Annotated in this window: 24 protein-coding genes, 2 tRNA genes and 1 pseudogene; 15 read left to right on the forward strand and 12 right to left on the reverse strand. The window is 66.4% G+C overall.

Translation table 11 applies throughout. The features are described from left to right. The first annotated feature begins 1 nt into the window (after position 1). Together ON43_RS22270 and ON43_RS22275 are read left to right on the forward strand one after the other, a co-directional pair. Positions 2–595: a hypothetical protein gene (locus ON43_RS22270; RefSeq protein ID WP_040810424.1), complete on the forward strand. Its 594-nt coding sequence runs from the start codon at positions 2–4 to the stop codon at positions 593–595. Between the two features lie 10 nt (positions 596–605). Beyond that, positions 606–2,183: a GMC family oxidoreductase gene (locus tag ON43_RS22275; RefSeq protein ID WP_040810433.1), complete on the forward strand. Its 1,578-nt coding sequence runs from the start codon at positions 606–608 to the stop codon at positions 2,181–2,183. Between the two features lie 5 nt (positions 2,184–2,188). Here ON43_RS22275 and ON43_RS22280 read toward each other — a convergent pair whose 3' ends face one another. After that, on the reverse strand, positions 2,189–2,938 hold the full coding sequence (locus ON43_RS22280) for an enoyl-CoA hydratase-related protein (RefSeq protein ID WP_040810542.1): 750 nt from the start codon (positions 2,936–2,938) through the stop codon (positions 2,189–2,191). A 141-nt stretch (positions 2,939–3,079) separates the two neighbouring features. On the opposite strand from ON43_RS22280, the gene ON43_RS22285 reads away from it, so the two are divergent. Then, a complete protein-coding gene (locus tag ON43_RS22285) occupies positions 3,080–4,615 on the forward strand; it encodes a flavin-containing monooxygenase (RefSeq protein ID WP_051178909.1) in 1,536 nt (511 codons plus the stop codon). Positions 4,616–4,620: 5 nt separating this feature from the next. Here the strand turns inward: ON43_RS22285 and ON43_RS46840 are convergent, their stop codons facing one another. Beyond that, on the reverse strand, positions 4,621–6,219 hold the full coding sequence (locus tag ON43_RS46840; RefSeq protein ID WP_040810546.1) for a GMC family oxidoreductase: 1,599 nt from the start codon (positions 6,217–6,219) through the stop codon (positions 4,621–4,623). A gap of 157 nt (positions 6,220–6,376) precedes the next feature. Here ON43_RS46840 and ON43_RS22295 point away from each other — a divergent pair, with 157 nt between their 5' ends. Both ON43_RS22295 and ON43_RS22300 read left to right on the forward strand, forming a co-directional pair. Next, entirely contained in the window at positions 6,377–7,366 is a 990-nt protein-coding gene (locus ON43_RS22295) for a sigma-70 family RNA polymerase sigma factor (protein ID WP_040810435.1), read from the forward strand. Positions 7,367–7,451: 85 nt separating this feature from the next. Further along, positions 7,452–8,177, forward strand: a complete 726-nt coding sequence (locus ON43_RS22300) for an SDR family NAD(P)-dependent oxidoreductase (RefSeq protein WP_083913606.1) — start codon at positions 7,452–7,454, stop codon at positions 8,175–8,177. Positions 8,178–8,214: 37 nt separating this feature from the next. Here ON43_RS22300 and ON43_RS22305 read toward each other — a convergent pair whose 3' ends face one another. Further along, positions 8,215–9,561: a cytochrome P450 gene (locus tag ON43_RS22305; protein ID WP_040810550.1), complete on the reverse strand. Its 1,347-nt coding sequence runs from the start codon at positions 9,559–9,561 to the stop codon at positions 8,215–8,217. Positions 9,562–9,612: 51 nt separating this feature from the next. Beyond that, positions 9,613–10,647 (reverse strand): terpene synthase family protein, encoded by a 1,035-nt coding sequence (locus tag ON43_RS22310; RefSeq protein WP_040810438.1) that lies wholly within the window; start codon positions 10,645–10,647, stop codon positions 9,613–9,615. 533 nt (positions 10,648–11,180) lie between these two features. Here ON43_RS22310 and ON43_RS22315 point away from each other — a divergent pair. Beyond that, positions 11,181–11,921 carry an AraC family transcriptional regulator ligand-binding domain-containing protein gene (locus tag ON43_RS22315; RefSeq protein WP_040810439.1) on the forward strand — a complete coding sequence of 247 codons (741 nt, stop codon included), beginning with the start codon at positions 11,181–11,183 and terminating at the stop codon, positions 11,919–11,921. 8 nt (positions 11,922–11,929) lie between these two features. On the opposite strand, the gene ON43_RS22320 is transcribed toward ON43_RS22315, so the two are convergent. Continuing rightward, a complete protein-coding gene (locus tag ON43_RS22320) occupies positions 11,930–12,919 on the reverse strand; it encodes an AraC family transcriptional regulator ligand-binding domain-containing protein (RefSeq protein ID WP_245568690.1) in 990 nt (329 codons plus the stop codon). A 263-nt stretch (positions 12,920–13,182) separates the two neighbouring features. Here ON43_RS22320 and ON43_RS22325 point away from each other — a divergent pair, with 263 nt between their 5' ends. From ON43_RS22325 to ON43_RS44950, 5 genes are all read left to right on the forward strand, one after another. Next, positions 13,183–14,130 (forward strand): hypothetical protein, encoded by a 948-nt coding sequence (locus tag ON43_RS22325; RefSeq protein WP_218003324.1) that lies wholly within the window; start codon positions 13,183–13,185, stop codon positions 14,128–14,130. A gap of 52 nt (positions 14,131–14,182) precedes the next feature. Beyond that, positions 14,183–14,881: a hypothetical protein gene (locus ON43_RS22330; RefSeq protein ID WP_245568691.1), complete on the forward strand. Its 699-nt coding sequence runs from the start codon at positions 14,183–14,185 to the stop codon at positions 14,879–14,881. A gap of 243 nt (positions 14,882–15,124) precedes the next feature. Next, positions 15,125–15,201, forward strand: a tRNA-Leu gene (locus tag ON43_RS22335). Between the two features lie 65 nt (positions 15,202–15,266). Then, positions 15,267–15,339 (forward strand) — tRNA-Arg (locus ON43_RS22340). A 1,030-nt stretch (positions 15,340–16,369) separates the two neighbouring features. Continuing rightward, positions 16,370–16,525, forward strand: a complete 156-nt coding sequence (locus tag ON43_RS44950) for a hypothetical protein (RefSeq protein ID WP_157514142.1) — start codon at positions 16,370–16,372, stop codon at positions 16,523–16,525. Between the two features lie 41 nt (positions 16,526–16,566). Here the strand turns inward: ON43_RS44950 and ON43_RS22355 are convergent, their stop codons facing one another. After that, entirely contained in the window at positions 16,567–17,193 is a 627-nt protein-coding gene (locus ON43_RS22355; RefSeq protein WP_245568692.1) for a cysteine hydrolase family protein, read from the reverse strand. 317 nt (positions 17,194–17,510) lie between these two features. On the opposite strand from ON43_RS22355, the gene ON43_RS43835 reads away from it, so the two are divergent. Beyond that, positions 17,511–17,807 carry a hypothetical protein gene (locus tag ON43_RS43835; RefSeq protein WP_083913615.1) on the forward strand — a complete coding sequence of 99 codons (297 nt, stop codon included), beginning with the start codon at positions 17,511–17,513 and terminating at the stop codon, positions 17,805–17,807. 231 nt (positions 17,808–18,038) lie between these two features. Here the strand turns inward: ON43_RS43835 and ON43_RS22365 are convergent, their stop codons facing one another. Together ON43_RS22365 and ON43_RS22370 are read right to left on the reverse strand one after the other, a co-directional pair. Then, positions 18,039–18,824 carry a MerR family transcriptional regulator gene (locus tag ON43_RS22365; protein WP_040810443.1) on the reverse strand — a complete coding sequence of 262 codons (786 nt, stop codon included), beginning with the start codon at positions 18,822–18,824 and terminating at the stop codon, positions 18,039–18,041. A 55-nt stretch (positions 18,825–18,879) separates the two neighbouring features. Continuing rightward, complete coding sequence (locus ON43_RS22370) at positions 18,880–19,404, reverse strand: sigma-70 family RNA polymerase sigma factor family protein (RefSeq protein ID WP_051178915.1); 525 nt, start codon at positions 19,402–19,404, stop codon at positions 18,880–18,882. 71 nt (positions 19,405–19,475) lie between these two features. Between ON43_RS22370 and ON43_RS22375 the strand changes: the two genes are divergently transcribed. Then, the gene (locus tag ON43_RS22375; RefSeq protein WP_157514143.1) at positions 19,476–20,111 is read left to right on the forward strand and encodes an SRPBCC family protein; all 636 of its coding nucleotides are present in this window, start codon (positions 19,476–19,478) and stop codon (positions 20,109–20,111) included. On the opposite strand, the pseudogene ON43_RS22380 reads toward ON43_RS22375, so the two are convergent. Both ON43_RS22380 and ON43_RS22385 read right to left on the reverse strand, forming a co-directional pair. Further along, positions 20,108–21,025, reverse strand: a pseudogene (locus ON43_RS22380) (RNA polymerase sigma factor); the annotation flags it as partial. The gene ON43_RS22375 and the pseudogene ON43_RS22380 overlap by 4 nt on opposite strands. Positions 21,026–21,213: 188 nt before the next feature. Beyond that, the gene (locus ON43_RS22385) at positions 21,214–22,089 is read right to left on the reverse strand and encodes an SDR family oxidoreductase (RefSeq protein ID WP_040810446.1); all 876 of its coding nucleotides are present in this window, start codon (positions 22,087–22,089) and stop codon (positions 21,214–21,216) included. 86 nt (positions 22,090–22,175) lie between these two features. On the opposite strand from ON43_RS22385, the gene ON43_RS22390 reads away from it, so the two are divergent. After that, the gene (locus ON43_RS22390; protein WP_040810447.1) at positions 22,176–22,754 is read left to right on the forward strand and encodes a TetR/AcrR family transcriptional regulator; all 579 of its coding nucleotides are present in this window, start codon (positions 22,176–22,178) and stop codon (positions 22,752–22,754) included. A 55-nt stretch (positions 22,755–22,809) separates the two neighbouring features. Here the strand turns inward: ON43_RS22390 and ON43_RS22395 are convergent, their stop codons facing one another. Then, positions 22,810–23,190, reverse strand: a complete 381-nt coding sequence (locus ON43_RS22395) for a GPI anchored serine-threonine rich family protein (protein ID WP_040810448.1) — start codon at positions 23,188–23,190, stop codon at positions 22,810–22,812. Positions 23,191–23,426: 236 nt separating this feature from the next. Here ON43_RS22395 and ON43_RS22400 point away from each other — a divergent pair, with 236 nt between their 5' ends. After that, positions 23,427–24,107, forward strand: a complete 681-nt coding sequence (locus ON43_RS22400; protein WP_051178917.1) for a maleylpyruvate isomerase family mycothiol-dependent enzyme — start codon at positions 23,427–23,429, stop codon at positions 24,105–24,107. 23 nt (positions 24,108–24,130) lie between these two features. Here ON43_RS22400 and ON43_RS22405 read toward each other — a convergent pair whose 3' ends face one another. Continuing rightward, positions 24,131–25,051: an SGNH/GDSL hydrolase family protein gene (locus tag ON43_RS22405; protein ID WP_157514144.1), complete on the reverse strand. Its 921-nt coding sequence runs from the start codon at positions 25,049–25,051 to the stop codon at positions 24,131–24,133. Positions 25,052–25,078: the final 27 nt, after the last annotated feature.

The raw sequence follows: 25,078 nt of genomic DNA on the forward strand, positions 1-25,078 counted from the left end.
CATGACCATAGAACTCGACAAGACCACCGACGAGAGCACGGCGCCAACGGAATCCAGGAAGCCCGCGGCTGGACGCGCGGTCTCGGTTCCGGTGCGCACGCTGGCGTGGTCGGCCGCGGTGGCGGTTCCGACCGTCACTGCCCTCGTCCTGGGCGTTCAGCTGGTGTCCGCGCGCGACGACCTCTCGGCGCGCGAGGCCACGGCCGCCGACAACGCCCATGCCGAGCAGGTGGCCAGTGATTACGCCGTCGGCGCGTCCACGGTGAACTTCGCCGATTTCGACTCGTGGGTGGCGCGGTTGAAGAAGAACACCGCGCCAGCGCTGTCCACCAAATTCGAGTCCACCGCACCGAAACTCCAGGATCTGCTGACGCCGTTGAAGTGGACCTCCACCGGGTCGCCGATCTCGGCGAAGGTGGTGAGCGAATCGGCGGGGGTGTACAAGGTGAACGTCTTCGTCAATGTCTCCTCCACCAATGCCCAGAATCCCGATGGGGCGCGCACGACCGTCACCTACAACGTGACCGTGGATAGCAATGCGGACTGGAAGATCAGCGATGTGGGCGGGCTCGACGGCGCGCTACCGCTCAAGTGACGGGACCTTCATGACACACGATTTCGATTGGCTGGTCATCGGTTCCGGGTTCGGCGGGAGCGTGTCGGCGCTGCGGCTGGCGGAGAAGGGGCATCGCGTCGGGGTGCTGGAGGCGGGGCGGCGCTTCGCCGACGACGACTTCGCCGAGCGGGCGTCGCAGCTGCGGCGGTACTACTTTCTGCCCGCGTTGGGGATGCGGGGGATCTTCCGGCCGACGCTGTTCAAGGACGTGTTCGTGGTGACCGGCGCGGGGGTGGGCGGTGGATCGCTGACGTATGCGAACACGCTGTATCGCAGTCGGCCCGAGTTCGCGGCCAATCCGCAGTGGGCACACCTCGGCGATTGGGATGCCGAGCTCGAAAAGCACTACGACACAGCCGAATACATGCTCGGTGTGACGAGCATGGGGGAGGATGGGACGGCCGATACGCTGCTGCGTGAATACGCGGCCGAGCGCGGGTTCGGCGACACCTACGCGCGCAGCCGGGTCGGCGTGTTCCTCGGGGAACCCGGAAAGACCGTGCCCGACCCGTATTTCGGCGGTGAGGGTCCCGAACGGGCGGGGTGTATCCAGTGCGGGTCGTGTCTGCTGGGCTGCCGTCACAATGCCAAGAACACGCTCGTCAAGAACTATCTGTGGTTCGCCGAGCGGCGCGGGGCGCGAATCCTGGCCGAGCGCACCGTGACCGACATCCGGCCGCTAGGGGCTGCCGACGGCAGCGACGGGTATGTGGTGACCAGCGAGCGCACCGGGCGTTGGTTCCGCCGCGACCGGCAGACCCATACGGCAGGCGGTGTCGTGGTGGCGGGCGGAGCGCTCGGCACGAATCGACTGTTGTTGCGCTGCAAGCACTCCGGATCCTTGCCGGACCTGTCGTCGCGGCTGGGGACGCTGGTGCGAACCAACAGCGAGTCCATCCTTGGGGTCACCGCACGCGACGACACCCATGATTTCTCGCACGGACTGGCACTCACCTCCGGGGTCTATCCGGAGCCGAACACCCATATCCAGCCGGTCACCTACGGCGCGGGAGGCGACATCATGTCGCTGCTCACCACGCTCGCCACCCCGCGCGGCACCCGGCGCACCCGGCCGTTCCATTACGTCGCCAATATCGTGCGGCATCCGGTCCGGTTCGCGCGGGCCAGCCGGATACGGCACGCGTCGCGGCGCACCATGCTGCTGACCACCATGGAGTCGGTGGACAACTCGGTCTCGCTGAAGGTGCGGTTCCGGCTGCCCACCGGGTATCCGGTGCTCACCACGGTGCAGGATCCGAACCATCCCATCCCGCAGTTCATTCCGGCCGCCTACCGGGCCGCCGAAGCGATTGCCGCCAAGATCGGCGGGGTGGTGCAGGCGGCGGCGCCGGAGGCGATCTTCTCCATTCCCACCACCGCGCACATTCTCGGCGGCGCGGCCATCGGCGACTCACCCGCCAGCGGGGTGATCGACGCGCGGCATCGGGTCTACGGGTACCGGAATCTGCTCGTCTGCGACGGGGCGGCGATTCCGGCCAATGTCGGCGTGAACCCGAGCCTGACGATCACGGCCATGGCCGAGCGGGCCATGACCTTCGTCGAATAGCGGGATTACCGTCCGCTCCAGCGGGGTTCGCGGCGCTGCAGGAAGGCGGCGATGCCCTCGGCGGTGTCCTGGGAGGACAGCGTCGCGGCCATCGCCGCCTCGGTGATGCGCCAGGCCTGCTCGTCGTCGGCGGAGTTCAGCTGCTCGAGGGCGTTGAGGCTCTCCCGCACCGAGACCGGCGCGTTGCGGCAGATCCGTTGCGCCAGTTCGCGAGCCGACTTCTCGGCCTCGCCGGGTTCGGCGACCACATTGACGAAGCCGAGCTGATAGGCGCGCTCGGCGGTCAGCGGATCACCGGTCAGCAGGAGCTCTTTCGCGACGTTCAGCGGCAGGGCCCGGTGGGTGCGGAACAGGCCGCCGCAGGTCGCGATGACCCCGCGCCGCACCTCGGGCAGGCCGAAGGTAGCGGTGCGCCCGGCCACTACCAGATCGCTGGCCAGCACCAATTCCATGCCGCCGCCCAGCGCGTTCCCCTCGACCGCGGCGATGATCGGCTTGCTCGTACTCCGGCGAATGACGCCGTATTCGCCGCCGCGCGCGGTCTTCTCGCCGGGCCCGGCGGCCAGGTCGGTGCCCGCCGAGAACATGGTCTCGGTGCCGGTCAGGACCGCGACCCACAGGCCCGGGTCGTCCTCGAAGTCATTGAGCGCCGCGTCCAGGCCCGCGGTCATCTCCGCGTCGATGGCATTGCGCTTGTGCGGGCGGTTCATCCGGATCACCAGGGTCCGGCCGTCGCGTTCTCGATCCACGGTCATGCGCCGATCATGGCCGACCGCGCGGCGCGCGCCCAACCGGGTGGCAGCGGCTGTCAATCAATTGGCCAGCCCGGAAAGGCCGTTCGAGCGACCCGCGACATAGGTTCCATATTGAGACCACCCGAAAGGAGCACGTCCGCGATGACGCCGCCTGCCACTGAACACCTTCACTCGGTTCCCGACTTCGTGCCGACCACGCCCGATGTCGAGGTCGCCATTATCGGCGCGGGATTCGGCGGGCTCGGCGCGGCCGTCGAACTGCGCAAGGCCGGCATCGAGAGCTTCGTCATCCTGGACAAGAACACCGATATCGGCGGCACCTGGCACGCCAACACGTATCCCGGTGTGGCCGTGGATATTCCGTCGGTGTACTACAGCTTCTCCTATCTGGCGCCGAAGACCTGGTCTCGGCTGTTCGCGCCGGGCGCCGAGGTGAAGGCGTACGCGGATCAGATCGCCGACGAGTACCGGCTGCGCCCCCACCTCCGGCTCAACACTCGGGTGACGGGCGCGACCTGGGACGAGAGCACCCACCGCTGGCGCATCGACACCACCGACGACTCGTTCACCGCACGCTTCGTCATCGGGGCCATCGGCGGGCTCGAGGTGCCGCGCATGCCCGACATTCCCGGGGTCGACGAGTTCGCGGGCAAGGTCGTGCACACCGCTCGCTGGGATCACGACTACGACTACCGTGGCAAGCGCATCGCGGTCATCGGCACGGGAGCGACAGCGCTGCAACTGATTCCGGAGCTCGCCGATCAGGCCTCGCACCTCGCCGTCTTCCAGCGCACTCCCATCTGGGTGGTACCCAAGCCCGACTTCCGCATCGACTGGGGCCTCGAGCAGGCCCTCGACCTCGTGCCCGGCCTGCGCCGGCTGGTGCGGCTGGCCGTCATGGCCACCTTCGACACGGGCGTCTCCACCGCGGGCGTCTTCTACCGCACCACCGGCCCGGCCGTCCGATTCACCGGCCGAATGATCAAGCGCTGGTACGGAACCCAAGTGCGCGACGAGGCGCTGCGCGAGCAGCTGACCCCCGACTACGCCCTGGGCTGCAAGCGCCCGTCGGTCTCGAACCGCTACCTGCGCACCTTCACCCGGGACCATGTCGACCTCATCACCGACCCGATCGAGAAGATCACCCCCACCTCCGTCGTCACCGCCGACGGCACCGACCACGACATCGACGTCCTCGTCTGCGCCACCGGCTTCAAGGTCATGGAAACTGGCGCCACCCCACCCTTCCCCATCCACGGCCGCGGTCTCGAACTAGGAAAGTTCTGGCAGGACAACCGTTTCCAGGCCTACCAGGGCGTCTCCATCCCCAACTTCCCCAACCTCTTCCTCATCACCGGCCCCTACGGCTTCGCCGCCGCCTCCTACATAGCCATGATCGAGTGCACGGCCGCCCACGCCCGGCGAGCAATAACAGCGGCGCGCGATCGCCAAGCCACCTCGGTAGAAATCCGCCAATCCTCCCACGACGCCTACTGGCGCAAATCCCTACGCCGCCACCGAAACTCCCTCTGGCTCAACAACGACTGCGAATCCTCCAACACCTACTACATCAACACCCACCACGACGTAGCCGCCATCCGCCCCAGCACCCACACCGAAATGTGGTGGAGCAACAAACACTTCCCCCTCAACCACTACCGCTACACCAGCCTCTAGCCGGCTCAGCCGAGGATGAGGGTTGCGGCGTGTTCGCCGATCATCATGGTGGAGGCGTTGGTGTTGCCGCCTACGATGCTGGGCATGATGGAGGCGTCGGCTACTCGGAGGGCGTCGATGCCTCGGACTCGGAGGGTGGGGTCTACGACGGCGCGGGTGTCGGTGCCCATGCGGCAGGTGCCCACAGGGTGGTAGACGGTAGTGGCTCGGTTGGGGATTTCGGCGGCCAAGGCCTGGCGGGTCGGGTACTGAGGCCCTGGGGAGATTTCGGTGTCCACCATGTCGGCAATTGATTTGGCGGACATAACCTCTCGGGTCAGTTCCATGCCGTGGGCCAACGTGTTGAGGTCGCGTTGTTCGGCCAAGTAGTTGGGGTCTATGGCGGGGGCGGCGGTGGGGTCGGGGGAGGTCAGGCGGAGGGTGCCTCGGCTTTGGGGGTAGATGAGGGTGACGAGGATGGTCAGGGATTGGCGGGGGTCGGGGACGTGGCGGATGGGGGCGTCCTGGTTGGGGCCGGGGTAGCCCCAGGGGAGGACGTGGAGTTGGAGGTCGGGGGCGCCGGTGGAGTAGGGGGTGTGAAGGAAGGCCACGGCTTCGAAGACGCTGCGGGCGAGCCAGGTGGTGTTGTTGCGCAGGGACTCTCGGATGAATGCGCGGGCGAAATAGCCGGGGGATGAACGGCGCAGGGCGGTGGGCATGGCGAAGCTCATGGGGACGAAGAGGTGGTCGTGCAGGTTGTCGCCGACGGGGAGGTCGGCGACGACGTCGATGCCGAAGGCGCGGAGGTGGTCGGCGGGGCCGATGCCGGAGAGCATGAGAAGCTGGGCCGATCCGAAAGTGCCTGCGCTGACTATCACTTCGCGGTCGGCGTGCAGGACTTCGGTTCCTTGGGCGGTGCGGTATTCCACGCCGGTGGCACGGCCATTCTCGATCAGGATGCGGACCACCTGCGTATTCGGCAGCACCGTAAGGTTTTTCGGCCGGTCGTCGAGATATCCGACCGAGGTGCTGTAGCGCAGGCCGTTGCTGTTGCTCTGCTGCAGGATCGAGACGCCCTCCTGCTCGGCGCCGTTGTAGTCGGGATTGCGTGCGACCCCGGCGGTTTCGGCCAGCGCCTCGATGAACGACTCGGAGGCGGGTGTGAGATCGCGGGCCCGGATGACCTTGATCGGGCCGGCGCCGCCACGGAAGTCGCTCGCGCCGTCCTCGAAGGACTCGAACTTCTTGAAGCTGGGCAGCACGTCCGCGTACGACCAGCCGGTGTTCCCCTCCCCCGCCCAATCGTCGAAGTTGCGGCGGTTGCCGCGCACGAACACCATGCCGTTGACCGAACTCGAACCACCGACCACCTTTCCGTGCGTCTGCGGAACACGGCGACCCAGCGCGTGCTTCTGCTCGACGGTGTAATGACCCCAGTCGATCCGCTTCTTCAGCTGCGGCACGCTGTGCATCGGCCCGATCATCCCCGGCTTGCGCACCATCCGGCCGGTGTCGCGCCCGCCCGCCTCGAACAGGGTGACCGTCGCGCCGGAATCGGCCAGTCTGCGGGCGATGATCGCCCCGGCGCTGCCGGAACCGATGACGATGTAGTCCGTAGCAGCCATGACCAGCCCTTCCGCCCGCACAAACCTCGCCGCAGCTCACCGGCGAAAACTGGAATGTGTTGCAAAAGGTACTCGAAACCGGCCGCCCGGAAACCCGTTTCGGCGACTCCTCTCTCGACTTTACTATCATGATGCAAGTAGAGGAGAGGAGCGCGCCGTGCCCATACGAAGTGATGCGCCCACACAGCCCGCCGACACCGGGGAGTTCATGACGCTCGCCCAGCGGTTCCGCCCCGAACTGCTGGCCCACTGCTACCGCATGCTGGGCTCACCCGAGGAGGCCGAGGATCTGGTACAGGAGACGTATCTGCAGGCCTGGCGCGCCTACGAGCGGTTCGAGGGCCGCTCCTCGCTGCGGACCTGGCTGTACCGGATCGCCACCAATGCGTGCCTGCGCGCCCTGGAACAGCGCGGCCGACGCCCACTGCCGTCCGGATTGTCCGCTCCTCTCACCGATTTCGCGCAGTACCCGACCTCGGCCGCGCCGATCACGCGATGGCTCCAGCCGATACCCGATCACCTGCTCGCCGGCGATCCCGCTAGCATCGTCGACACTCGCGGCGGCGTGCGACTGGCGTTGGTGGCGGCCATGCAACTGCTGCCCGCGCGGCAGCGGGCCGTCCTGATCCTGCGCGAGGTCATCCAGTTCTCGGCCGCGGAAACCGCCCTGACACTGGGCATCACCGTCGCCGCGGTGAACAGCGCACTGCAGCGGGCCCGCGCCGCGCTGGCTACCGCGGGTGTCGATCTCGAGCAGGTCGACGAGCCGCCCGAGCCGCAGCGGCGCGCCCTGCTCGACCGGTATGTCGACGCGCTGACCTCCGCCGATTTCGCCGCCCTGCACACGGTGCTGCACGACGACGCGGTGCTGGAGATGCCGCCCCAGCCGGACTGGTTCGCCGGGCGCGATCAGATCGTGGGCTTCCTGGCGTCGCTGGGAATCGAGGCGGGGACCCTGCGGATGGTGCGGGCATCGGCGAACGGCCAAGCGGCCGTGGCCGAATACCGGCGCGGCGGTGACGGGCGGTTCCACGCGTATTCACTGCAGGTGCTGGGCATGTCCGGCGACGGGATCAGCCATATCGTCGCGTTCTGCGGCACGGGCGGATTCCCCCGGTTCGATCTGCCGACGGTGCTCGACTCCTGAAATTCGGTCAGCGTGCGGCGATGAGTTGACCGGCTCCCGCGTATCTCAATTTCCGGAAGACCGTTATCGGACAAGGGAGATCATCATGGTGGAGATTCAGGACAGCTCGGTGCTGGTGACCGGCGGCAACCGTGGCATCGGCCGCGCGCTGGTCGAGGAGGCGTTGCGCCGGGGCGCGCGGCGGGTCTATGTCGGTACTCGGATCGACTGGACGCATCCGGACTCGCGGGTGACGCCGGTGCCGCTCGATATCACCGCGCTCGACCAGATTCGCGCCGCTGTCGAGCAGGTCGAGTCGCTCGATCTGCTCGTCAACAATGCGGGCATCGCCGCCCGCGAGGATCTCGAGGATCGCGCCGAGATCGAAAACCAGCTCGCCGTCAATCTTTTCGGGCCCTACGAGATGATGCGGGCGTTCCTGCCGCGGCTGGCGCTCACCCGGGGCGCGATCGTCAACAATCTGTCACTGGCCGCCTTGGCTCCGGTGCCGGTGACGCCCGCGTACTCCATCGCGAAAGCCGCGGCGCTGTCGATGACGCAATCGATGCGCCTGCGCGCCGCCGAACACGGCGTGACAGTGCACGCGGTGCTCACCGGACCGACCGACACCGATATGAACCGTGGCTTCGAGATCCCCAAGGCCGCACCGGAGTTGGTCGCGCGCGGCATCCTCGACGGCGTGGAGCGCGGGGAGGAGGAGATCTTCCCCGATCCGGTGTCGGCGGCGCTCGCCGACGGCTGGCGCAATGGCGCGATGAAGGCGCTCGAACGCGACTTCGCGCAGTACGCCGCGACACCGGCGAGCCGCTAGCCGAACCCGGACCGCGGCCGAGCGGAACGCCGCTCGGTCAGCGGGCGGTCGGCGCGAGATACAGGCCGTCGGGTTGCAGGGCGCCGTAGGCAGCCAGTCGGACGGTGCCGGGAACCGGGCGGAGCGACCAGCGCGTGAGGATGCTGGCGAGCACCAGGGCCGATTCGGTCATGGCGAAGGTGTCTCCGGCACACTTGCGGGTTCCGGCACCGAAGGGCAGCAAGGCTTTTCGCATCACCGGACGGATGTTCTCCGGCAGCCATCGGTCCGGGTCGAAGCGGTCCGGGTCGGGGAAGATGTCCGGGCGGCGGTGCAGGAGATAGGGGCTGAAGACGACCGGGGCGCCCGCCGGGATGCGGTGGGCGCCGAGGCTGGTATCGGCGGTGGTGATCCGGGTGAGAATCCATGCGGCCGGATACTTTCGGAGGGTTTCGGTGAGGACCCGGCCGGTCAGTTCGAGGTGTTCGATGTGGGCGTAGGAGGGGGTGTCCGCGCCGATGACGGAATCGATTTCGGCGCGGACGCGGTGCTGGAGATCGGGGTCGCGGGCGAGTTCGTGCAGGCCCCAGGCGACAGTGGTGGCGGTCGATTCGGTGGCCGCCATGAGCATGATGATCAGCTGATCGACGAGGTCGGTGTGGGAATCGGGCGCGGAGGCCGGGGCGGATTCCATGAGGGCGGTCAGCAGGTCGCCGCCCGCCGGGCCGTCTGCGCGGTGGTAGCCGTCGACCATCTCGGAGACGGCGTGGCGCAGGCGTTTTCGTACCTGGTCGTAGCGGCGGTTGGCGGGCAGCGGGATTCGAGCCACGGCGGGCGGAAGGAACATGCGGGCGAAGATGCCCTTGACGTAGAGGGTGATGTCGGAGATGGTGCGCTCCAACGCATTCGGGGAAAATGCGGAGCCGAAGACCAGGACGGCGGCGCAGCTCGCGCCGATGCGCAGCATGTCGGGGAAGACGTCGACGGCGGTGTCCTCGCGCCAGCGGTCGATGACGGTGGTGGCCTGCTCGACGATGGTGCGCCCGTAGCCGGGCATGCGGTCCCTGCGGAAGATCGGCTGCACCCGGCGGCGTTGAGCGGCGTGCGCGGCATGGGGGCAGGAGGCGACATTGTTGCCGGTCAGTTCGCGCAGCCGGTCGAAGAAGAAGCCGCCCTTGTCGAATGCCCTTGGATCGTGCAGCAATTCGTTGGTCAGCTCCGGCGTGCAGACCGCGTAGACGTCGCCGGTTCCGAGGCGCAGGCGGACCACGTCACCGTGCTCGGGTAGCGCGAGGAGCAGGCCCAGGGGATCTCGGAGCAGGGACAGGCTGTGACCGATCAGTGGCAACGCGCCCGGCGCGGCGGGGATCGGCGAGCGCGACGCGCGCGGTGACAAGACAGCCATGAGGAGCCTCCTGAGGCGAATGGCAGGGGGTTAGGGGATTCGGGTGGCGGGCTAGTCGGAACTCAGGAGGGTGGGCGAGGTGCCGAGGCGCACGATGTCCGCCTGCCGGTATCGCTCCGAATGCATCGACCAGTCGAGGTTTCCGCGCATCCAGTACTTCATGCCGTCGACGAAGAGTCGCACGGCCTCCTGGTCGCGCTCGCTCAGCCCCCGCCAGTCCGCGCACAGGCGCGTCAGTTCCGCTTCGGCGCGGTGGAATTCATCGATGGCATCCGCCACCCGCCGATAGGCCGCGGTCACCGCCTCCTGCAGGCCGCAGCACAACTCGGCGGCCAGGGCGAGCACGCCGTTGGTCACCTCGCCGATGGCGAGTTCCTTGCGCAGGGACACCACATCGTTGACCCATACGACCACGTCGGCCGCGCAGTTGAACATGCGCTGGAAGGGGTCGCTGCGCCGGATCAGGCCCGGGACCTCCAGTCCGGCGGCGTATTCCAGCAGGTTCAGGCACGGCGTGATGCCGCCCGACTGCCGCCGCAGCTGGGCGTAGGACACCACTCCGGGTGTGGCCTCGGCGCGCCGGTTGACGGCCTCGTAGGCGAAGGATTCCATGAAGGCCGCCATGCAGTCGACGAAACGCAGCCGCCACTGGACGCTCTGCGGCTCGGCCATGCGCATCCACACCTGCGCGAGTTGCCGGAAGAGTGCCCCCGGGTGGTTCTCGACCCGGTTCCGGCCGTCCAGCGGTAGTGCGTCGAGCACTTGCCGCACGCGGCGGTCATGGCCGTCGAGGATGCCGCTGCCGGGGCCGTCGTACCAGTCGTCGATGACGAACGCCCAGGTGAACCAGCCCGCCAGCGGTTCGAGACGATCCTCGCGGACGAAAGGGTAAGTGCGCGCGATGAGTTCGCCGAGGCGGGTGCCGGCCAGTCGACGGCGCTGGCGGTCGGTCTCGAGCAGCCCGTAGGAATCCGCCCAGTCCAGGATGAGCTGCTCGAGGCGCTCACCGTGGGGCGAAACCCGCACCGGTAGAGCGAGAATCGGGTGACCGAGCGGCGGAATGATCTCCAGTTCGGGGATGGTCACCGGGAAATCAGGGGAGGACAAGAGGCCTCGCTTCGATCGACACAATTTGTAGAGGGATCCGAGAGTGGTACGGGCACAGCTCAACCCACGGATCGAGGGATATTGTTGTGCCGCACCATGATCCGATACCTGCCTCGCGGTCTCCGGAGAGCCGGCGAGGGTCTATCGATCACCGTGGCGATGAATTAACTATAAGGTTGCCAGCGCCATTCCGCCACTACGCTTTCCGGTCACGAGCAGTTCAAATTGGGACATGCCGCCGCGTCCGAATAGCCCTGTTTACCGGCGACCATCACCACCGATCCGCCCAAAGCGGACACGTCGATGATCGATTTCCGGCCCGGCCACTCCCCTTCGGACAAGGTTGCCCGGCGCATGATGGCGCAATCAGCGGTCGCTTGGCGCAATAGGTGCTGGCCGCGGCGCCTCGCGGTCACGAAGCTATATGCGGAGTCCGGGTGCGTTGACCGCCCGCCAGCGCACCCGGGCCTACCGGGGGGACCAACGGACCAGAGGTAACAGTGGGGCTTCCGGTGATCAACTTCAGTGCGGCCGAGCGGCGGATCCGTAAGCGCCCGGCATTCAGCACCTCGCTGCTGGTGGATTTCGCGCTGGGCCGCGGACTTCCGATCACGGCCATCCTGCGCGACACCGATCTGCGCAAGAGCCAGCTCACCGATCCCGAGACCGAGATCAGCTACGACCAGCAGGCGGCGGTGATGCGCAATGTCGTCCACGGCCTCGGCGACGAACCGGGCTTCGGCCTGATGGCAGGCCTCACCTGCCACCCGCCCATGCTCGGCGCGCTCGAACTCGCGGTCATGAGCCAGCCCACCGTCGCCCGCGCCTTCGAGATCGGGATCCGCTTCGCCGAACAGTCCTGCTCGCTCGCGCGGCACACCCTCGAGCGGCGCGACGACGAAATCGAGCTGGTGCGAGACGATTCCATGGTGCCCGCCGAGATCCGGCGCTTCTCACTCGAGCACGACATCGGCACGCTGGTCAGCATGCAGCGCGACGGGCTGCAGATGCGCGAGGCCATCAAACGGGCCGAGGTCAACGTGCCGCCGAATCCGGTGTACGAGGGCATCGCCATGGTGCTGGGCGTGCGCGATGTCAGCTTCGACGCGCCGCGCACCGTCCTCGTCCTGGATTCGGAGCTGATGGAAACGCCTATGCCGCAGCCGAATCCGCGATTCGGGCGGCTGTACGCGGTCCCCGACGATGTCGCGCCGCGCTGCAACCGCCCGCACTTCGGCGACGGGATCGGCTGAGATGACGGTCAGACCCGCATCGCGAGGACAATGGCGTCCGCGACCCGTCGCTCGGCGATGGACTCCCATCGCCGAGCGGCGCGCCGAATCGATTGCGGGCCGGAGTAACCCAGGATCTCTGCCTGCCGCGCGCGGCCCAGGTTCTCCCCCGCGGTGTCGGCGCGGCGCAGGCGTTCCAGCCGCGCGCGATCCAATTCCTGCCGCCAGGTCGTGCCCGCCTCGGTCAGCCTGCGCTGCAGGGTCCTTCGGCTCACCGTCAACCGGCGCGCGACCGCGTCCAGCGACGCGTCACCACCGGCGAGCGCCTCCGCCAGCGCCTCGGCGACCTGATCGATCCAGGCACTCGCCAGCGGCGGTGGCGGGGGCACCGTCGCGGCGACCTTGTCGAGAATCCCGTGCAGCACGGGATCCGCTGTGGTCAGCGGTATTTCCATATCGGTGGCGCGGAAGGTGATGGAATCCTCCGACGCCCCGAATTCGATCGCCCGGGTGCCGAGCAGGTCGTACATATCGGTGTGATTGCGCGGCGCGCGCTGGCGCAGCCGCACCCGCACCGCATCAAACGGACCCGCCGCCACCCGCCGCGGCCGGCCCAGCAGCGAGGCCACCGCCCACAGGTGGGTCATATCGCGGGCCTTGTCATCGCCGTCGATGATCTCGAAGCCGAACGTTATGTCGCCATTGGGTTCTTCGCTCATCGACAGCCGGTGATTGGTGCTGATATCGCTGATATAGGGCCCGACCGTCGCCAGCCCCTCCCCGATGGTCGCCGACGTCGAGAACAGGTAGTCGCACAGCCCGCCCGCCCCGAGCGTGAACCGGCAGCCCAGCCGCACCGGCAGAATCGGATCGTCGAGCGCCTTCGCCCCCACCTCCCACAGCCGCACGAACGCCGAACTGGGCACCTGGATGTCGCCATCCTCCATACTCCAGTCCGGCAACCCCGCCTCCCGGAGCAACCAGTCGGCTTCCAACCCGTTCGCCACCAACTCCGTCACGGCGAACCTGTGCAACGACAGACGATATGTGGTTTCCAAGGCTCCTCCGGCCGCCCGCACCCGCTGACCACCAACATCGGAAACCTAGTCACATACCGCGCGATCCGGTGGCAACATCGCCCGATTGACCGGAATCCACCCCCAATCCCCGTCGACCCCCACTGACAAACCCCACCCCCAGCCGTCCCCGGTCGGCATCAGCACCCAAAACCCGACCGACCAAGACCGGTAGGTTGTCTGGGGCGGCGAAGACAGGAGGGGTTGTGGCCAAGGATGACTTGGGGCGGGTTCCCGTGCCGGTTCACGACGTTGGGGTGTTCTACCGGCGGTTCTTCGAGCTCGGTGAGGACTACTTCGGGCGGATTCGCGCGGAGCACGAGTTCCAATCGTTGACCGAGTCGACGAAGCCAGGGTCGGCGCATCGCAGTGGGATCTATTTGACGCCTGTCACGCGCGATGGGGATGCACTGCGGTTTCGGCTGCTTCGGTGTTCTACGAATCTTTCGGGGCCGACCGAGGGATTCCGCACGACCGATACGAGCATTGTCGAGGCGCTGAATCGCGAGGCCGCCGACATTTTCCCGGATCACGCGCCACTGAATCACGTGCTCGCGCAGATCTACCACAACACGCAGGCCACGGCGGAGCGGAAGCAGGCCAAGGCGAAGATCTCGGCTCATGCGGACAAGACCAAAGACATGCCGGTCAACGGGATCATCGCGTTCTGTACCTTTTATGACGGGCTCGACAAGCTGCGGCCGCTGGCCGACGACGCGTTCGACTATGGCGTGGGGAAGGTGAGCGGGCTGACCAAACTTCGGTTCCGGCTGAAGGATTCGGTCGAGGAGCGTGACGGGGTGCCCGCGTGGTTCGAGCTGACGCTCTACCCCGGTTCGGTGTTCTTCATGCCGTTGTCCACGAATCGGCTATACACCCATGAGATTCGGCCCTCGATGTTGGATGCCGAGTTGTTGCCGACGCGGCTGGGGTATGTGGTGCGATGCTCGAAAACCGAAGCGGTGCACAAGAATGGAAAGACGTTCCTCGCCAAGGGTGGAGAGTTGGTGGAGTTGGAGCCGCCTACAGAGTCGGGTATCGACGAGCTGCGCCGGCTGTATGCCGAGGAGAACAGGACTTCGTCGTACATCGACTACGGCGACCGATTTGCCTTCAGCATGAACGCGGGAGATTACCTTGCTCCCCGCGCCTAGGATCTCGGACGAGATCGTCTCGTACGCTTTGCCTTTCGAGGAGGATCCCTTCGTGGAGCTCTCCGCGTCGGTCCTGTGGGAAGACCTGGGCAAAGGCCGGAGAGGCGCCACGCTCACCAAACCCGATGAGGCCGGCCGTGTGCCGCTCGTCCGCACTACCACTCGATATGGCAACCCGGCGCAGCACTTCCGGCCGGTGCACGACCGTTTGGCACAACGGATTCAGGCACGCGCGGGACTCGCGGTCGGCTTCAACAACGCTCTCATCGAGACCTACACGAACGCCTACGCCACCATGGGCAGCCATTCCGACCAAGCCCTCGACCTGGCCGACGAGTCGTTCATCGCCGTGTTCTCCTGCTACCGGTATCCCGAAGCGGTTCCACCGAGGAAACTGATCGTCGAATCGAAGGGTTCCGGCGAGCAACTCGCAATTCCCCTCGCCCACAACGGTTTCGTCGCATTCTCCGTCGCCGCGAACCGGCGTCTCAAACACAAGATCGTGCTGGACACACCCGCTCGCTCCACCGAGAACGAATGGCTCGGCGTGACCCTCCGAACGTCGAAGACCTTCATCCGTTTCCGCGACGGTCACGCCTACCTCCCGCAAGGCGCCCGCCTCACCTCGGCCGACGAGGATCAACGGCGCGAGTTCTACCAACTGCGGCGCCGCGAGAACAACGAAACAGACTTCGCCTATCCCCCACTGACCTACACCATCAGCGACAGCGACCTGCTGCGACCGGTGTAATCCCAGCTGGAAAACCGTTTTACTGCGTCCGAGCGCCTTGCTACCGTATTCCCAACACCTTCCCAGACGACACGAAAGGCGGCCCCGGTGACCGAGCTCCAGCAGCCCGTAACCACCTTCACCCTCGCCCGCCTCCGCGGTCGCGTACGGAGCGTCATCTGACGGCGTCGGCACCCCCGACCCCAAGGGCCGCTTCCGCGCACACGCCACGGACAGCGGCCCTTCCCATATCCCCACCCTCATTCCCTCGTAGCCCAATTGGCAGAGGCCGCATGCTCAGACCATGTGCTGTGTGAGTTCGAATCTCACCGAGGGAACCAACCTGAACACCCCCGCGCACCTCAGTGCCGAGTAGATGTCAACGCCGACATCCGCGCGGGGATATGTGCCCGTAGCTCAGAGGAAAGAGCATCTGTCTACGAAGCAGAGGGCCGGAGGTTCGAATCCTCCCGGGCACACACGAAGCACAGCTGTAGCACATGGACTCGAATCTCATCAAATATGCGATTCGACTGCTACTCATTACCATAGTCACCCAATGGCAGGGGCCTCTGATTCCGAAACCGCTAGGTTCGAATTCTCGCTCGGGAGAAGCATAGATTGCCCACAACTCGACGAACATGGACCGATGAACAGCTCCGCGTAGCTGTTGCTGAATCAACATCATGGCGCGCAGTCCTTCGCGCGCTTGGGCTCAATCCTGGTGGAGGCGCCTTCACGACGGTCAAGGTGCGCACGGGAGAGCTGCGCCTCGACGCTTCTCACTTCACTGGCCACCTACGCGGTAAAGGAATGGGCAAGGGCCGCAATATTGAAGCGCAACGCGCAGCGAAACAGCGATGGTACGAGGCTAATAGGGATGTATATCGCGAGGGAAACGCACGTCGCCGCCGCCGAGTGGAGCTCCTTCGTGAACTGAAGAACTCTCCATGTCAGGATTGCGGGCATAAGTACCCGTGGTATGTCATGGAATTCGACCACCGGGAGGGGACGGCCAAGGATTTCCCGATCGGACGTGCGACTCAAGGTATCCCGTTGCCTCGCCTACTGGACGAGATCGAAAAGTGCGACCTCGTATGCGCGAATTGCCATAGGCTCCGCACCGCCAAAAGAGCTGGCTGGGACAAGGATGCCCTGCTTTGGCTGGCTTAGACAGGTAGCCCGATCGGCTGCACGAGACTACCGATGCCCTCCCGGCACAATTCGTGCGCATCAACCTGCTTTAATCCCAGTGAACCCGACTTCGACCGCAAGGCCGAATTGTTTGCCGCCCACGGGGCCGAATTGTTTGCCGCCCACGGGGCACGACCACGCTCACGATTGCGGCCACGCGGCGATCGAGCATGGTGACCGGCTGAATCCATCGAGTTGCAGGTGATCGAGGATGTGCTCGATGCCGTGGAGGCCCGGATCCGAGAATTGGAGCTCCGGGGGTGGCGGTTGACGGCGCCCCGGTCACGGGTTTATGCCACGGTTCTGCTCGCCGTCATGGTGAGTGCACGGGAGGCACACCGGATTCCAGCCACCCTGGACCGGGCCGCGATCCTGGACGAAATCCTGGACGGCGCTGAGCCATTCGACGACAGAACCCCAAGGCAAGCAGTCGAGGAGACCGTCCGCAGATACGCCATCCCCGCGAACTGAACCCGGCGGCTGCAGCCGGATCCCAGGTGTAAGGCGCGATGTCAGTCCGGGTTCGATTCCTGGCGCTTCGGCCACAGCTCGGTGATCACCTCGCGGGTCGGCACGATCCGGTCGGCGAACAACGGTCCCGTGAGATGGTGTGCGGCGTGCAGCAATTCGTCGCTGTACGCTGCGGTGGCGTCGGTTACCAGGGTGACGCGGTAGCCCAGTTCCATGGCGTGGCGGGCGGTGCCTTCGACGCAGCCGGGTGCGGTCATGCCCGCGATGACGACCTGTTCGATTCCGCGCAGACGCAACTGCAGATCCAGGTCGGTGTTCACGAAACCGCTCATCCCCCAATGCTCATGGGCCACCACATCCCCCTCGGCCGGGGCCAGCGCCGGATACCACCGGCCTCCGAAACTACCCTCCGCGTACAGCTGCGCCGCGATCAGCGCGGCCTGCGGACGAGGGGCGTTCCGCCAGCCGACACCATCACCGGGACGCCATCGGCGATGCGGGGCATACACCACCGGAACACCCGCGGAACGAGCCGAATCGATCAGTTCCCCCAGATTCTCCCGCGTCCCCACCCGCTCGACCACCTCACGCAGCCGCGGCCACACCTTTCCCCCCTCCGCGAGAACCTCGTTGTAGGGATCGACCACTATCAATGCGGTACCTGTCACACCGTTCTCCATCACTCACCCATCGCCGAACCGAATCTCGCCCTCCAACATAGGCATTGACCGAGAACGCATCGATCAGCGCGGGCGGACACTTACCACGAAATGCGCCGCTCGCGTCCCGCAAGAATGCACTGGTGGAGGTTTTCTCTCGACGTTTGCCTACGTGAATGCATGTTCATCGAATTGGGGGGTACGAAACGCTGGTATTCGTGCGGGTGGGGAGGGGAGGTCTCTGGGTAGTCTGGCGCGCGGGTGTCGATCCCCCGGCTCACAGCATCATCAACCTGCGAAACCAGGCACTGGAAGAGGAGAGTTCGATGACGACGGCACATTTGCAGCACACTGGGCACGACCACGCTCACGGGCCGGACTGCGGCCACGCCGCGATCGACCACGGTGATCACGTGGACTACGCGCACGATGGGCACCTGCACCGCGAACACGACGGCCACTACGACGAATGCGAACCGCAGGGCCACAGCGAACACAGCGGCCATACCCACGAACACGGCGAGGGCTGCGGCCACGAGGCAGTCCAGCACGGTGACCACGTGGATTACATCCACGACGGTCACCGCCACGCCCTGCACGACGGGCACTACGACGATCACTGAGCGGCTTCTCGAAGACCGCCCGCATAAGGGTTCAATTCCTCGCGGGCATACCGAGTCGCGAATGGGCCTATTCCTACACTGCGGCAAGTGATTTCGGCGGCAAACTGACATTCCGCTTCGGTTTTTGTCGGAATAGGCCCATTGTGATGGGCGGCGGTCCCGGAGTCGAAGTCTTCCCCGTCGATCAAGGGTCCGACGGCGGGATTATTCTGCGGCACAGGGTGGTTCGGTTCAGGAATTCGGAGGCTTGGTGGTGTTGCGGTGGGAGTTCGCGAGGATTGCGTCGTGGATGTATTGGGATAGGCCGGGGGCCATGTCGTCGTAGTTGAGGCCCAGTCTGCGGTTGGCGCGGTATTCGGCGGCCAAGCGGCGGTGGGTTTCGAGGTCGCAGTCGTGGAACCAGCGGTCGAGGTGTTGGCGGTGTCGTTCTGCGAGGTTCATGACCGACGGGTCGTCGGCGGGGGTGCCCGCGTGCATGGCGTCGGCGAGGGACTGGTGGATGTCGCGCTGTTCGCTGCGCAGGGTCAGCCAGTCCTGCTTGGTGTACCGGCTGGTTCGATCCGGTCGCTGGGCGAATTCCGGTAAGCCGCCCCAGCGCCGCTCGGCCTCGTCGGCGGTATCGATGAGACGGTCGCCACCGAAGACCTCCAGCCGTTCGGCGGGCGTGAGCGTGATGCCGGCCTTCCGGGCGTTCAGCTCCTTGTCGATCAATGCCACCATGGCCTGGTCCCGAGTGATCCGATCGTTCAGGAGTTCGTGCTGGCGACGCAGATGATCCTCGTCGGAGCAGCCGGGGTCGTTCAGCATGGTCGCGATAGCGTCGAGGCCGAAATCCAGCTCCCGGTAGAACAGGATCCGCTGCAGTCTGGCCAAATCGCTGTCGCTGTAGAGCCGGTATCCGCTCGAATCGCGACTGCTGGGCCGGAGGAGGCCGATCTCGTCGTAGTGATGCAGGGTTCGAACGGATATGCCGGTCGACCGCGCGACCACGCCGACGGTGTGTTCCATGGGTTCCATATCCGCCACTGTGCCGCCTCACGTGACGAGAGGGTCAAGGGCTTTCACATCGGCATCATGGCACGGGTGCGGGGAGTTTGGGCGGGAGGCCGAGGCGGGGGAAGTGGTTGGGGGTGAAGCGGGTTATCGCGGTGATTCGGTCGGCGGAGAGGGTGAGGACCAATAGGTCGTTGGGGGTTGCTGTGCCGGTATGAGAGTTGATCAGGTAGGCACCCAAGGCGAGTTGGCCGTTTGCGCGGGCGGGTAGCAGGTGGAAGATACGGGATTCGCGGAAGGCGATGGCGGAGAGGAAGTTTCCGATCGAGTCGCGGCCTCGGTACTCGAAAGGTATGGGGGGCATGGTCATCCAGGCGTCGTCCGAGAGGAGGGCGACTATTTCGGAGACCGAGCCTGCGAGGTAGGCATTGGTCAGCTGGGCGATCAGGCGGCGCTCGACCGGGGAATCCGGCGGGGTGGGCGGGGTCAGGCGGCAGGGGAGGCAGTCTTGCAGGCCGCGGCGGGCTCGTTTGAGGGCGCTGGTGACGGATTCTTCTGTGGTGTCGAGGATTTCGGCTACCTCGCGGGCCGCGAATCCTGGCACGGGGAAAAATCATTGGCCACCGGCGCCCAGTTCGCGCCCGCGGCGACGGCACGGTGGGCGGTGAATTGCGGATGAGGTTCGGCAGCCCCGATCCGTTGATCATGCGCGTCACCCGCGCCGAGCCGCCGGTCACCGTGCAATGGCACGTCATCGGCTACGCGCCCCTGCCCGACTGGGCGGGCACCACCATCCGATTCGACCTGTCCCCCACCGCATCCGGCGGCACCGAACTCCGCTTCCGCCACTACGGACTGCGCGCCGACCTCGACTGCTACGACATGTGCCGAGCCGGCTGGGATCATTTCCTGCCCAGCCTCCGCGGCTACGCCGAATCAGGCCACGGCCGCGTCCATGGCGCGCCCCGCACCATCGAGGTCACCGCGGATCTCCCCACCGATCCGGACACGGTCTTCGAATACCTCACCGACCCAACCCGATACACCCACTGGATGGGTGACACCGCCGTCGCCGCAACCGATCTGGAGCTGAACCGCCCTCACCGCCTCGCCTTCACCTGGGGCTTGACCGACCCCGCCACCCGAGTCGACATCACCCTCTCCCCCACCACCACCGGCACCACCCTCACCCTCTGGCACCACGACCTCCCGGACGAACTGAGATCCGCCCACCGCACCGCCTGGACCACCCACCTGGCCCGCCTCACCAGGGTCCTCACCGAATCACAGGCACGAAACCTGTTCGGCTAGTCGAGGTAGTCGTGCAGTAGCTGCGAGCGGGCGGGGTGACGCAGCTTCGACATCGTCTTCGACTCGATCTGGCGGATCCGTTCCCGGGTGACGCCGTAGACCTTTCCGATTTCATCGAGTGTTCGGGGCTGGCCGTCGCCGAGGCCGTAGCGCAGGCGCATGACGCCGGCCTCGCGCTCGCTGAGCGTGTCGAGTACCGCCTGCAGTTGCTCCTGCAGCAGGCCGAATGCCACCGCCGCGAGGGCGACGACGGCCTCGGAATCCTCGATCAGGTCTCCGATCTGAGTGGTGCCCTCGTCGCCGACGGTCTGATCCAACGAGAGCGGCTCCCGTGCGATCTGCCGGATCTCCAGTACCCGCTCGGGTGTGATGCCCAATTGCTCGGCCAGCTCCACGGCGGTGGCCTCGCGGCCCAGGTCCTGGAACATCTCGCGCTGCACCCGCCCGAGCTTGTTGATGATCTCGACCATGTGCACGGGGATGCGGATGGTGCGGGACTGGTCCGCCATGGCGCGGGAAATCGCCTGCCGGATCCACCAGGTGGCATAGGTCGAGAACTTGAATCCCTTGCTGTAGTCGAACTTCTCGACGGCGCGCACGAGACCCAGGTTGCCCTCCTGGATCAAGTCGAGAAACGCCATCCCGCGCCCGGTGTACCGCTTGGCGATCGACACCACCAGGCGCAGATTCGCCTCGAGCAGATGATCTTTCGCCCGGACGCCGTCGTGCACGATCCAGGCCAGATCCCGGCGCTGCGCCGCATCGAGACCCGACGGCGCCTCGGCCTCCATCCGCAACTTCTCCGCCGCGTAAAGCCCGACCTCGATCCGGACCGCCAGATCGACCTCCTCGGCCGCGGAAAGCAGCGGAACCCGTCCGATCTGCTTCAGATACGCCCGCGTCGAGTCCGCGTCGATGGAATTCTGGCTATCCGTATTGCCTGCGGTCGTCGCCACATTCGCCTCTCCGACAGATTCGGGTGGCATCGCGATCCGGAAACAGCATCGCAGAGAGGCCTCGAGCGGCTCGGCAAACACCGGGACCACCGTCCAGCCTACGGGTCGAACGGCCGGATAGCGCGTCACCGCACGCGGAGAGAAGTTCAGGCGAAGTAGTGGCCCTTGTCGAGGTCCTCGAGAAGGCCGGGGTGGGATGGGTGCCAGTCGAGGAGGGCGGTGGTGAGTTCGGCGGAGGCGGGTTGGTCGATGGCGAGGAGGGGGCCGAGGAAGCCGAAGGTGTCGGGCGATGCCGACTCGGTCGGGAGGTTCAGGTGGCGGCCGATAATGGTGGCGATGTCGTGAGTTGACACTCCCTCGTCGCCGACCGCGTGCAAAGCCGTTCCGGCGGGAGCGTTTTCGAGCGCCAGACGGAACAGGCGGGCGGCATCGAGGACGTGTACGGCGGGCCAGCGGCTCGAGCCGTCGCCGACGAAACCGGAGACTCCTCGTTCGCGGGCGATGTCGATGAGGCGGGCCACGAATCCGTGGTCGCCTTCGCCGTGCACGGTCCGGGGCAGACCGACTGCCGAGGAGCGGACATCGCGGGCGGCGAGGCCGAGGACCGTCGTGGCGTTGGCGCCTCGCGGTGTCGGGTTCTCGGGTTCGGCCAGATCACGCTCGGTCGCCACCCGACCGGGGACCGCGGGTGTACCCGAGGCGATGACCAGCGGCTTCCCCGAGCCTTCCAACGCGGATCCGAACACGTCGATGGCCCGTGCGTCGGTCTGCACCGAGTCGGCGAAGCGGCTGAAGTCGTGAATGAAGGCGAGATGGATGACGCCGTCGGTGGCGGCGGCCCCGGCGCGCAGCACGTCCGGATTGTCGAGATCGCCGCGCAGCACCTCGCCGCCGGCGGCCTGGATGGCGGCCACGGAGGCATCGGATCTGGCCAGTCCCAGGACGTGATGACCTGCGCCGATGAGTTCGGGGACGACGGCGGAACCGATCCAGCCGGATGCGCCGGTGACGAATACCCGCATGACAGTTCTCCTAACGGAAGGTGACGACACTTGGTGTCATCACTGTATACCTGAAGACACCAGGTGTCATCACCTAGACTGCGGGCATGGCTCGATGGGAACCGAACGCGCGCGAACGATTGGCGGAGGCCGCACTGGACCTGTTCCTGGAGCAGGGCTACGAATCCACCACCGTCGCCGAGATCGCCGAGCGGGCAGGGCTGACGAAGAAGACCTTCTTCCGGCATTTCGCCGACAAGCGCGAGGTGCTGTTCCTCGGGCAGGACAACCTGTCGCGGCTGTTCACCGACGCGATCGCCGGTGCCCCGGACACAGCGAGCTCGGTCGACGCCGTGACCGCGGCACTACTGGCCGTAGCGACGGTCTTCGATGCGGACCGTCGCGCCTGGGCCGCGCGGCGGCACACCGTCGTCACCGCGAACAACGATCTGCGCGAACGCGAATTGCTCAAACTCGCCGGTCTCACCGACGATATGACCGAAGCCCTGCACGCCCGCGGCATCCCCGATCCCGAAGCCGTCGTCGCCGCCGAACTCGCCGGCCTAGCCTTCCGAATCGCGTTCGCGCGCTGGGTCACCCCGTCCAACCGCAAGCCCTTCGACGACCTCGCCCGCACCGCCCTCCGCGAACTGCTGGCCGCGGCCGCCGAGCTCTCTCCGGCGTAAGGCATTCACCCCCAAGGGTTTCCGGGGTATAGCGCCAAGGCCGAAGTTCATTCCCCTACTCGCCCTCCGCGATCGCGAACCGAGGACTGCGCACATCGGTGGGATCCGAGGACACCAGTGCGACACTGTAATCCGACCCCGCCTCGACCTCCGGAACCCGAACCCGCACCGAGAGCTGCCGTGTCGGAACCTCACCCGCGAGCACCGCGACATCCTCGATCCCGGCTCCGGTACCGCGCAGCAGGACCACATCCACGGGATGCCCCATCGGACCGATCACCCGCCACGACACGGTGACCTCGGTTCCGACCCGCCAAACCGTCCCGGCCTCGGGCGCGGTCACCAGAATCGAATCCGACTGCAGCATCGCCGCGACATTCGGCCGGCGGAGGATCCCGTCGATACGTCGAAACATCGCCCGCACCCAGCTCAGCATGAGACGCCCACCTCTCCCGCAGCACCGTCCAACCAACAGATAACCGCACGTTACGTGGCATACCGGGTCGAAACCGGCGACACGCATCTCCCGCCGGCCCGAGATCTCGCAATTGTGTCGCTACTCACTAACCACGGCCGAACACCGAAAATTGTCGGATCGCGGTACTCGGCGTTCGTCTGGAGGGTGAAGCGCGGGGTATCTGCCCGCGCGAGGAACCGAGAAAGTGAGACGAGATGTCGATGAGCGATATGGATATGGCACGTGCCGAACGGGAAGATCTGGCGGAATTCCTTGCGGATCTGACTCCGGAACAGTGGGATGCGCCGTCTCTGTGCGCCGGGTGGCGAGTGCGCGATGTGGTGGCACACATGTTCAGTTACGAGGATCTCGGGAAGTTCGGGCTGCTGAAGCGGTTCGTGAAGGGCCGCGTCATCCATGCCAATCAGGTCGGCGTCGACCTGTTCGCGAAATGCACAACCGACGAGCTGCTCACGTTCGTGCGGAGCCATCCGACCCCGCGCGGCTTGACCGCCGGATTCGGCGGGATGATCGCCCTGGTCGATGGCACCATCCATCACCAGGACATTCGGCGCCCGCTCGGATTGCCCCGCGAAATTCCGCCCGCCCGCCTACTGCGAGTCCTCGATGCGGCGCGCACGAACCCGCGGCTGCGCGCCCGACCCCGAATCCGCGCACTGAGCCTGCGAGCGACCGATGTCGACTGGAGAACGGGTACCGGACCGGAAGTCAATGGCACCGGCGAGGCATTGCTGATGGCCATGGCCGGACGTCCCAGCGCGCTCGCCGAGCTCACGGGACCCGGACTGCACATACTGACGGAACGCTTGGAATCCGGTCAGCTACACCATGTTCCGTCACCGTCCACCGATGGCCGGGGAGACAGCAACAAGTGAAATATGCGCCCGGGGCAGGCGGTTCAGCCTTGGGTGATCTGCTGCTCGACGCCCGCAGCGAGGGCGGCGTCGCCGCGCGCAGAGGGGTGCCAGGGGAAGCCGAGGGGTTCGGTGCGGGGGTCGAAGACGCCGTCCACCCAGGCGTCGGGGGTGCAGGGGCCGTGACCGGCGGTCAAGGCTCGGCTGTCGAGGTAAGTAACGTTCAGGAGGGTGGCGGCTTCGCGTTGGGCGGTGTCGAGGCGGTCCAGGAATCTGGTGACCGCGGCGGCCCGGGGCTGCCAGACATCGACGCCGGCGATGGTCGCGCAGGCGGAATCCTGGCCTGCGGGATGGAGTTCCGGATATCCGACGAAAACGATCCGGGCGTTCGGGGCGTAGTAGCGGATGTATTCGACCGCTTGGCGGACTCGGGTGGCGTAGGCCTGGGCGGTAATGGTGTCGGGGTCGGGGGCTCGGCCCTGGTCGATGGCTTCGGGGCCGCAGCCGTTGACCAGGTCGGTCAGGCAGGTGAGGGCGCGGGAGAGGGCGATCGGGTGGTCGTTGCCCCAGGTGTCGTTCATGCCGAGCTGGATGGTCACGAGCCGGGTGCGGGGGCCGAAAGCGTTGTCGGACATGGCCCGTTTCACCTGGTGGACCAGGGTCCAGCCGGAGGTGTCGATGGTGCCGCCCTGGCACGAGGTGTCCTCGACATCGTCCGGCGACAGGGCCATGCGACCGGTGAGCTGGGTCGGCCAGGAGGTGGCGACGTGCTTGCAGCCGACGTCCTCGCCGGCGGGCAGCAGGTCGAGGATCGACCCGTTGGCGGAGAAGGAATCACCCATGACCACCAGGGTTTTGCCGTCGGGTGTCGCCGCCGTGGTGGACGGCGCCATGGCGGCGAGCACCGCCGCGGTGCCGCAGACCGTGGACGCCGCGAGCAACCGCAAACGAGCCGAACTCTTCACTGGCCGTGTACCTCTTATCGATCCGCT

The sequence above is a fragment of the Nocardia concava NBRC 100430 genome (assembly GCF_000308815.1).
Lineage (GTDB): Bacteria > Actinomycetota > Actinomycetes > Mycobacteriales > Mycobacteriaceae > Nocardia > Nocardia concava.

Excerpts from the sequence above, each read along its gene's own strand:
- ON43_RS22300 (WP_083913606.1), top strand. The coding sequence starts at position 7,452 with ATGGTGGAGATTCAGGACAGCTCGGTGCTGGTGACCGGCGGCAACCGT.
- ON43_RS22395 (WP_040810448.1), bottom strand. The coding sequence starts at position 23,190 with ATGCTGAGCTGGGTGCGGGCGATGTTTCGACGTATCGACGGGATCCTC.
- ON43_RS22375 (WP_157514143.1), top strand. The coding sequence starts at position 19,476 with ATGAGGTTCGGCAGCCCCGATCCGTTGATCATGCGCGTCACCCGCGCC.
- ON43_RS43835 (WP_083913615.1), top strand. The coding sequence starts at position 17,511 with ATGACGACGGCACATTTGCAGCACACTGGGCACGACCACGCTCACGGG.
- ON43_RS22365 (WP_040810443.1), bottom strand. The coding sequence starts at position 18,824 with ATGGAACCCATGGAACACACCGTCGGCGTGGTCGCGCGGTCGACCGGC.
- ON43_RS44950 (WP_157514142.1), top strand. The coding sequence starts at position 16,370 with ATGGTGAGTGCACGGGAGGCACACCGGATTCCAGCCACCCTGGACCGG.
- ON43_RS22400 (WP_051178917.1), top strand. The coding sequence starts at position 23,427 with ATGTCGATGAGCGATATGGATATGGCACGTGCCGAACGGGAAGATCTG.
- ON43_RS22280 (WP_040810542.1), bottom strand. The coding sequence starts at position 2,938 with ATGACCGTGGATCGAGAACGCGACGGCCGGACCCTGGTGATCCGGATG.
- ON43_RS22390 (WP_040810447.1), top strand. The coding sequence starts at position 22,176 with ATGGCTCGATGGGAACCGAACGCGCGCGAACGATTGGCGGAGGCCGCA.
- ON43_RS22275 (WP_040810433.1), top strand. The coding sequence starts at position 606 with ATGACACACGATTTCGATTGGCTGGTCATCGGTTCCGGGTTCGGCGGG.
- ON43_RS22270 (WP_040810424.1), top strand. The coding sequence starts at position 2 with ATGACCATAGAACTCGACAAGACCACCGACGAGAGCACGGCGCCAACG.
- ON43_RS22385 (WP_040810446.1), bottom strand. The coding sequence starts at position 22,089 with ATGCGGGTATTCGTCACCGGCGCATCCGGCTGGATCGGTTCCGCCGTC.
- ON43_RS46840 (WP_040810546.1), bottom strand. The coding sequence starts at position 6,219 with ATGGCTGCTACGGACTACATCGTCATCGGTTCCGGCAGCGCCGGGGCG.
- ON43_RS22285 (WP_051178909.1), top strand. The coding sequence starts at position 3,080 with ATGACGCCGCCTGCCACTGAACACCTTCACTCGGTTCCCGACTTCGTG.
- ON43_RS22305 (WP_040810550.1), bottom strand. The coding sequence starts at position 9,561 with ATGGCTGTCTTGTCACCGCGCGCGTCGCGCTCGCCGATCCCCGCCGCG.